The sequence below is a fragment of the Paracoccus sphaerophysae genome (assembly GCF_000763805.1).
In the GTDB taxonomy this organism is placed as follows: Bacteria; Pseudomonadota; Alphaproteobacteria; order Rhodobacterales; family Rhodobacteraceae; genus Paracoccus; species Paracoccus sphaerophysae.
Genome location: NZ_JRKS01000100.1, coordinates 1 through 7287 on the forward strand (window position 1 = coordinate 1; position 7287 = coordinate 7287).

Annotated in this window: 4 protein-coding genes; 3 read left to right on the forward strand and 1 reads right to left on the reverse strand. The window is 71.6% G+C overall.

Annotation, left to right across the window (positions count from 1 at the left end):
• Window positions 1-62: 62 nt before the first annotated feature.
• Window positions 63-2360: a DEAD/DEAH box helicase gene (locus IC63_RS19285; RefSeq protein ID WP_052042325.1), complete on the reverse strand. Its 2298-nt coding sequence runs from the start codon at window positions 2358-2360 to the stop codon at window positions 63-65.
• A 238-nt stretch (window positions 2361-2598) separates the two neighbouring features.
• Here IC63_RS19285 and IC63_RS16015 point away from each other — a divergent pair, with 238 nt between their 5' ends.
• The 3 genes from IC63_RS16015 to IC63_RS16025 form a co-directional block, all read left to right on the forward strand.
• Complete coding sequence (locus IC63_RS16015) at window positions 2599-4479, forward strand: cation:proton antiporter (protein WP_084116003.1); 1881 nt, start codon at window positions 2599-2601, stop codon at window positions 4477-4479.
• A 114-nt stretch (window positions 4480-4593) separates the two neighbouring features.
• Entirely contained in the window at window positions 4594-6339 is a 1746-nt protein-coding gene (gene argS / locus IC63_RS16020) for an arginine--tRNA ligase (protein WP_036722352.1), read from the forward strand.
• Between the two features lie 76 nt (window positions 6340-6415).
• The coding region (locus IC63_RS16025) for a hypothetical protein (protein ID WP_036722355.1) at window positions 6416-7287 on the forward strand (872 nt) is incomplete at its 3' end.

Consider the following 7287-nt stretch of genomic DNA (forward strand, 5'->3'; position numbering starts at 1 on the left):
GGGCAGGGTGGTCCGGGGTCATGCCGGCGGGGCCCCTCATCGGCCCTGCGAGGCCCGCCGCGTCAGACCGGATCGGCTGCGGCCGCGGCACCCGTATCCTCGGCGCTCTCGGCCGGGGGGGCGGCCGCCTTGGTCGAGCGGCGCGTGCTGCGGCGGCGCTTGCGCGGCTCGTCGGCGGTATCCTCGCCGACCGGGGCCGCGTTGACGCTGCCATCGGCGACGGCTTCGGCCGCGGCGCGTTCTTCGGGCAGGGCGTCGCCGGGCAGCGCCTCGGTCGGCACCGCGGGCTCGACCGCCGGGGGCGGGGCGAGTGCGGCTTCCTGCTCGGCGTCCCGTTCCTCGGACAGTTGCGCCGGGGCTTCGGATGCGGCGGCCTCGTCGGCTGCAGCGGGCTTGCGGCGGCTTCGGGTCCGGCGCGGCTTGGGCGTCTCGGCGGGGGGCTCGTCCGCGGAAGCGGCGACGGGTTCAGGCGCCTGCGCCTGATCGGCTTCGGTGGCGGAAACCGTGTCGGCCTCGGGCGTCTTGGCCCGGCTCTTGCGGGACCGGCTGCGGCGCGTGGTCGGCGCCTCGGCCGTCTCGCTGGCGGGGGCCAGAGCGGCCTCAGGTGCGTCGACATGCGCCTCGGGCGCCTGGGCAGCCCGCGCGGCCGAGGCCGCGATGCGGGCATCGGTCACCGCGATGGCCTCGGCGAAGCTGGTGGTCAGGAAGTCCGGGACATGATCGCCCATGCCCAGCACCGACGGCCCGCGATCGCGGTCGCGATAGCGGCGATCCCCGTTGCGGTCCCCGCTACGGTCGCTCACCCGGTCATCGCGCCGGTCGTCGCGGCGGCCGTCGCCCCGGCTCTCGTGGCGATCCCCGTTGCGGTCGCCGCGCGAGTCGTCGCGGTTGTCCCACGAGCGCCCGTCCGAGCGACGGCTGTCCGACGAGCGGCTGTCCGACGAGCGCCGCTCGGCGTCGCGCGCGGTTTCACGCTCGGCGGCCGGGCGCGGGGTATCGCGGCGGTCGGTCTGCGGGCGCGCCGCCTCAACGGGCGCCCCCACCTCGACCGGCGCGGCCTCGTCGCGGCGCGGCTCGTCGCGGCGGTCCTCGCTGCGGCTGCTGCGGCGCGAGCGGGTGCGGCTGGAGGTGCTGCTGCGGCCGCCGCGGTCGCCTTGCGGACGCGGGGCGGACTGCGCGGCGTCCGACAGGCTGAAATCCTGCGGCAGGGCGGCGCGGGGCAGGGTCTGCTTCACCAGGTTCTCGATCGCCGACAGGTATTTCTCATCCGAGGGCGTCGCGATCGAGATCGCGGTCCCCTGGCGCCCGGCCCGGCCGGTGCGGCCGATGCGGTGGACATAGTCCTCGGCATGGCTGGGCAGGTCGAAGTTGAACACGTGGCTCACCGCCGGGATGTCCAGCCCCCGCGCCGCCACGTCCGAGGCGATGAGGAACCGCAGCGAGCCGTCGCGGAACCCGTCCAGCGTCGCCATCCGCACCCGCTGGTCCAGGTCGCCGTGGATCGGGGCCGCGTCATAGCCATGCGCCTTCAGCGACTTGGCCACGATGTCGACCTCGGTCTTGCGGTTGCAGAAGATGATTGCGTTCTTCAGCCCGCCCTCGTCGGTGGCCGGGCCCTCGGCGTCGATCAGCGCCCGCAGCAGCTCGCGCTTCTGCTTGGCGGTCTGGTCCTTGCGGGTGGGGGTCAGCTCGACCAGCTTCTGGGTGATCGTCTCGCTGGTGGTGGCCTGGCGGGCGACCTCGATCCGTTCGGGGGCGTGCAGGAAGGTGTTGGTGATCCGCTCGATCTCGGGCGCCATGGTGGCCGAGAAGAACAGCGTCTGCCGGGTGAAGGGGGTCAGCTGGAAGATCCGCTCGATATCCGGGATGAAGCCCATGTCCAGCATCCGGTCGGCCTCGTCCACGACCATGATCTGCACGCCGGTCAGCAGCAGCTTGCCGCGTTCGAAATGGTCCAGCAGCCGGCCGGGGGTGGCGATCAGCACGTCGACGCCGCGGTCGATCAGCTTGTCCTGTTCGTTGAACGACACCCCGCCGATCAGCAGCGCCTTGGTCAGGCGGGTGTGCTTGGCATAGGTCTCGAAGTTCTCGGCCACCTGGGCGGCGAGCTCGCGGGTCGGGCACAGCACCAGCGACCGCGGCATCCGCGCCCGCGCCCGGCCGCGGCCCAGCAGGGTGATCATCGGCAGGGTGAAGCTGGCGGTCTTGCCGGTCCCGGTCTGGGCGATGCCCAGCACGTCGCGGCCTTCCAGCGCGGGCGGGATGGCACCGGCCTGGATCGGGGTGGGGGTCTCATAGCCCGCCTCGGCAATCGCCTTGAGCACCTTGGGGTCGAGCTTGAGATCGGAGAATTTCGTCATGGGGGTCTTTCGGTTCAGGAAACGTCGCGGTCCGACGCGCCATAAGGGCGCGGTTACGGGACGCGGTTGATCCTGGCGCCCCTCGGCTCGCCCGCCGGATGCGGGCTTGCGGCCCCTAGCCCAAAACCGCCACAAGGTCAATTCGGATACCGCCGCCGTGACGGAAGGGCGGGCCACGGGGAAACCCGCTGGGGGCGCAGGCATTTCGCCCTCACGGGACAGCGAGGAAGGACGGCAGATGGCAGCGGCAGGTGGCGGGGGGCTGACCCCGATGGAGGCATTCGCCGTGATCGGCGTCGCCGGGGTCGGGGCGCAGTGGCTGGCCTGGCGGCTGCGGCTGCCGGCGATCGTGCTGATGCTGGCGGCGGGGCTGATCCTGGGACCGGCGACGGGGATCCTCGTCCCCGCCCGCGACATCGGCGCGCTGGTCGGGCCGATGGTGTCGCTGGCGGTGTCGGTGATCCTGTTCGAGGGCGGGCTGACGCTGAACTTCCACCAGCTGGCCGATGCCCGGCCCGCGGTCCGGCGGCTGGTCTATGTCGGCGCGCCGCTGGGCTGGCTGCTGTCCACCCTCGCGCTGATGTGGATCGGCGGCATGTCGTGGCAGGCCTCGCTGGTCTTTGGCGGGATCATGATCGTCACCGGCCCGACCGTCATCGCGCCGCTGCTGCGGCAGGCGCGGCTGGTCACCCGGCCGGCGCAGGTGCTGCAATGGGAAGGGATCGTGAACGACCCGATCGGCGCGCTGGCGGCGGCGCTGGCGCTGCAGATCGTGGTGGTGGCGAATGCCGGGCTGTTCTGGGGCCAGGCGCTGGCGCGGGTGGTGCCGGGGGTCTTGGCCGCGCTGGTGATCGGGGCGCTGGTCGGCTGGGGCATCGTGCAGGCGTTCCGCCGCCACCTGGTGCCAGAATACATGAAGGTGCCGGTGCTGTTCGTCACCGTGCTGGGGGCCTTTGCGCTGTCCGATTCCATCCTGCACGAATCGGGCCTGCTGGCGGTGACGGTAATGGGGCTGATCGTCGCGAACGCCAACCTGGCGTCCTACACGGAACTCTACCGCTTCAAGGAGCACGCGACGATCCTGCTTGTGTCGGGCGTGTTCATCATCCTTGCCGCCGGTATCGACGTTGCGCAGCTGTCGAACCTGTCGCTTCGCGCCGCGCTGCTGATCGCCGCGATCATCCTGATCGTCCGGCCCGCCACCGTAATGCTGTCCCTTTGGGGCACCAACCTGCCAATGAAAGAGCGGCTGCTGATCGCCCTGACCGGCCCGCGCGGCGTCGTCCTGGTCGCCGTGTCGGGCATCTTTGCCGAGCGGCTGGTGGCCGAGGGCGTCCCTGACGGGGCGCTGATCGCGCCTTTGGCCTTCGTGCTGGTGCTGGCGACGGTGCTGCTGCACGGCTTCACGCTCGCGCCGCTGGCCCGGCGGCTGGGCCTGACCTCGGGCGACACGCCCGGGGTGATGATCATCGGCGGGTCGCCCTTTGCCACCGGCCTCGCGCAAGCGCTGCAGAAGGTCGAGGTCGAGGTGCTGGTCACCGATCCCAACCGCGACCACCTGCGCAGCGCCCGCGCGGCAGGCGTCCCCACTTATTACGGCGACGTGCTGGGCGAGGCGGCGGAAAGCAATGTCGAGTTCCTCGCCTATCGCTATATCCTCGCGGCCTCCGACAACGACGCCTACAACACGCTCGTCGCCACAGACATCGCGCCGGATTTCGGGCGCGACGCGATCTGGCAGGTGGCGCGGGAAAAGGACGACCGGCCGCGCCACAGCCTGCCCAACCAGCTGGGCGGCCAAGGCTTTGCCGAGGGGCGGACGCTGGCGCAGCTGAACGGGATGATCGCCGACGGCTGGGTGTTCCGCACCACCCGGCTGACAGAGGAATACACGCTGGAGAATTGGCGCGAGGCCCGCCCCGGCGCCGTGCCGCTGGCGACACTGGACGGCGGAGATATCCGCTTTCTGCGCCGGGCCGAGGATCTGACCGACCGTGCCGGGCGGCGGATCGTGTCGCTGATCCCGCCCGAACTCGCCGCCCGGATCCGCGAGGAAGGCACGGACGCCAGGCTACAGCGCGCGGCACGGGCCAACGCCGATTCGCTGGCCGGCGGCTAGGGCCAACGCGTCGCGCCGGTTGCGGGGGGCGCGCGGCTTCGCTATCGCAGGCCGGGATCGCAGGCGCCCGGTCGCGGGCCCCGCGTCGCAGCCCGCCAGGACCCCGAGAGACCCATGAACCTGTTCGCCGATATCCGCTCGCTCGTGATCGATGCGCTGACCGCCCTGACCGATCTGGGCCGCCTGCCGGCCGGGCTGGACCTTGCCGCCGTCGCGGTCGAGCCGCCCCGCGACCCGGCGCATGGCGACATGGCCACGAACGCGGCGATGGTGCTGGCCAAGCCCGCCGGTATGAAGCCGCGCGACATCGCCGAGGCGCTGGCCGCCGAACTGGCCGCCGACCCGCGCGTGACCTCGGCCGAGGTGGCGGGCCCCGGCTTCCTGAACCTGCGGCTTGCGCCCGGTCAGTGGCGCGAGGTGGTCTCGGCGGCGCTGGCCGAGGGCGGCGACTATGGCCGGGTGCCGGCCGGGCAGGGCGAGCGGATCAACATCGAATTCGTCAGCGCCAACCCCACCGGCCCCATGCATGTGGGCCACATGCGCGGCGCGGTCTTTGGCGACGCGCTGGCCAGCCTGCTGGCCTTCGCCGGCCACGAGGTGACGCGCGAATACTACATCAACGACGGCGGCGCGCAGGTCGACGTGCTGGCCCGGTCGGCCTATGAACGCTACCGCGAGGCGCACGGGCTGGAGCCCGCGATCTCCGAGGGGCTGTATCCCGGCGACTACCTGATCCCGGTCGGCGAGGCGCTGAAGGCGCGGTTCGGCGATTCGCTGCTGGACAAGCCGGAATCGGAATGGCTGGCCCAGATCCGCGACGTCGCGACCGAGGCGATGATGGCCACCATCCGCGACGACCTGGCGCTCCTGGGGGTCGAGATGGACGTCTATTCCTCGGAAAAGGCGCTGTACGGCACTGGCCGGATCGAGGCCGCGATCGCCCGGCTGGAACAGGCCGGCCTGATCTATGAGGGCACGCTGGAGCCCCCCAAGGGCAAGCTGCCCGAGGATTGGGAGCCGCGCCAGCAGACGCTGTTCCGCTCGACCGATCACGGCGACGACGTGGACCGGCCGGTGCGCAAGTCGGACGGCAGCTGGACCTATTTCGCCCCCGACATCGCCTATCACTGGGACAAGATCGACCGCGGCTTCGACGCGCTGATCGACATCTTCGGCGCCGATCACGGCGGCTACGTCAAGCGGATGCAGGCGGCGGTCCGCGCGCTGTCGAACGGCAAAGTGCCACTGGACATCAAGCTGATCCAGCTGGTCAAGCTGTGGAAGAACGGCGAGCCCTTCAAGATGTCCAAGCGCGCCGGCACCTTCGTCACCCTGCGCGACGTGGTCGAACAGGCGGGCCGCGACGTGACCCGGTTCCACATGCTGACCCGCAAGAACGACGCCGCGCTGGATTTCGATTTCGCCCGCGTGCTGGAACAGTCCAAGGACAACCCGGTCTGGTACGTCCAGTATGGCAGCGCCCGGATCAATTCCGTCCTGCGCCGGGCCGAGGAGATGGGCGTGGACGTCTCGGACGCCGCGCTGGCCCGGGCCGACCTGTCGATCCTGGACCACCCGGCGCAGATCACGCTGATGAAGAAGATCGCCGAATGGCCCCGCACGGTCGAGATCGCGGCCCGCGCGCATGAGCCGCACCGGATCGCCTTCTTCCTGTATGAACTCGCGTCGGACCTGCACGCGCTGTGGAATCGCGGCAATGACGAACCTGCGCTGCGCTTCGTGTCGGATGGTGACCCGTCTGCAACAGCGGCGAAAATTGCGCTGGCCCGTGCCGCCGGCGTTGTCATTTCGGCCGGTTTGGGTATCTTGGGCGTCACGCCGGCTGTGGAAATGCGCTGAATAAGGCGCAGCCTGCCGGGGTGACGAGCAGTTGACGACAACCGGGACAACCCGGCGGACAGGCAGGAACGATCACATGACGGTGCTGGACTTTCGTTCTGGCGGCTATGCGGACACGCCCGACGGCTATGCGGCCGGCGACCGGTCCTCTGCGCCCGCCCCCCACTGGGAATCGCAGGGCTGGCAGGGCCACGACTGGCAGGCCGGCGACGACTGGGACGAGGCGCGCTTTGCCACCGACCCGTCGGCCGAGCGCCTGACCGACCGTGACAGCGTCCTGGGCCGCGTGGCGCGGCTGACGCATTACCTGGGCGCGATCATGTCGGTCGGCCTGATGGGCGGGCTCGCGGTCTGGGGCTATCAGCTGGTCGTGCGCGACGTCTCGGGCGTGCCGGTGATCCGCGCGGTCGAGGGCGAGGCCCGCATCGCGCCCGACGAGCCGGGCGGAGAGCTGACCGACCGCACCGGCCTGGCCGTCAACGACGTCGCCGCCGGCACCGCCCCGGCTCCGGTCCAGCAGGTGGCGATCGCGCCTGCGACGACCGCGCTGGACGGGCAGGACGTGGCGATGGGCCAGCTTGGCGCCACCGCGCAGACGCCGACCGTGGCCAGCGACGAGCCCGTCGCCGCCGATCTGCCCGCGACCGTCGCCCTGACCGACGCCGAGGCCGCGCGCCTGGCCGAGGACCCCGCCGCCGTCGAAACCGCCGGTGTTGAAGTCGCGGCCGTGGCCCCCGCCGATGCGGTGACGAACGTGGTCACGGATACCGCCGGGCATCCGGTGCAGGACACCGCCATCACCGCCGCCCTGGCCGAGGCAGGCGCCGTGCCCGCCGTCTCGACCACCACCCGGCCGCTGCCCCGTCCGCGCCGGCTGGCTGCGGCCAGCGCCGCGCCGGTGGCCAACGACGCCGATCCGGTCGCCGCAGTCGTGGCGACGCCCGAGCC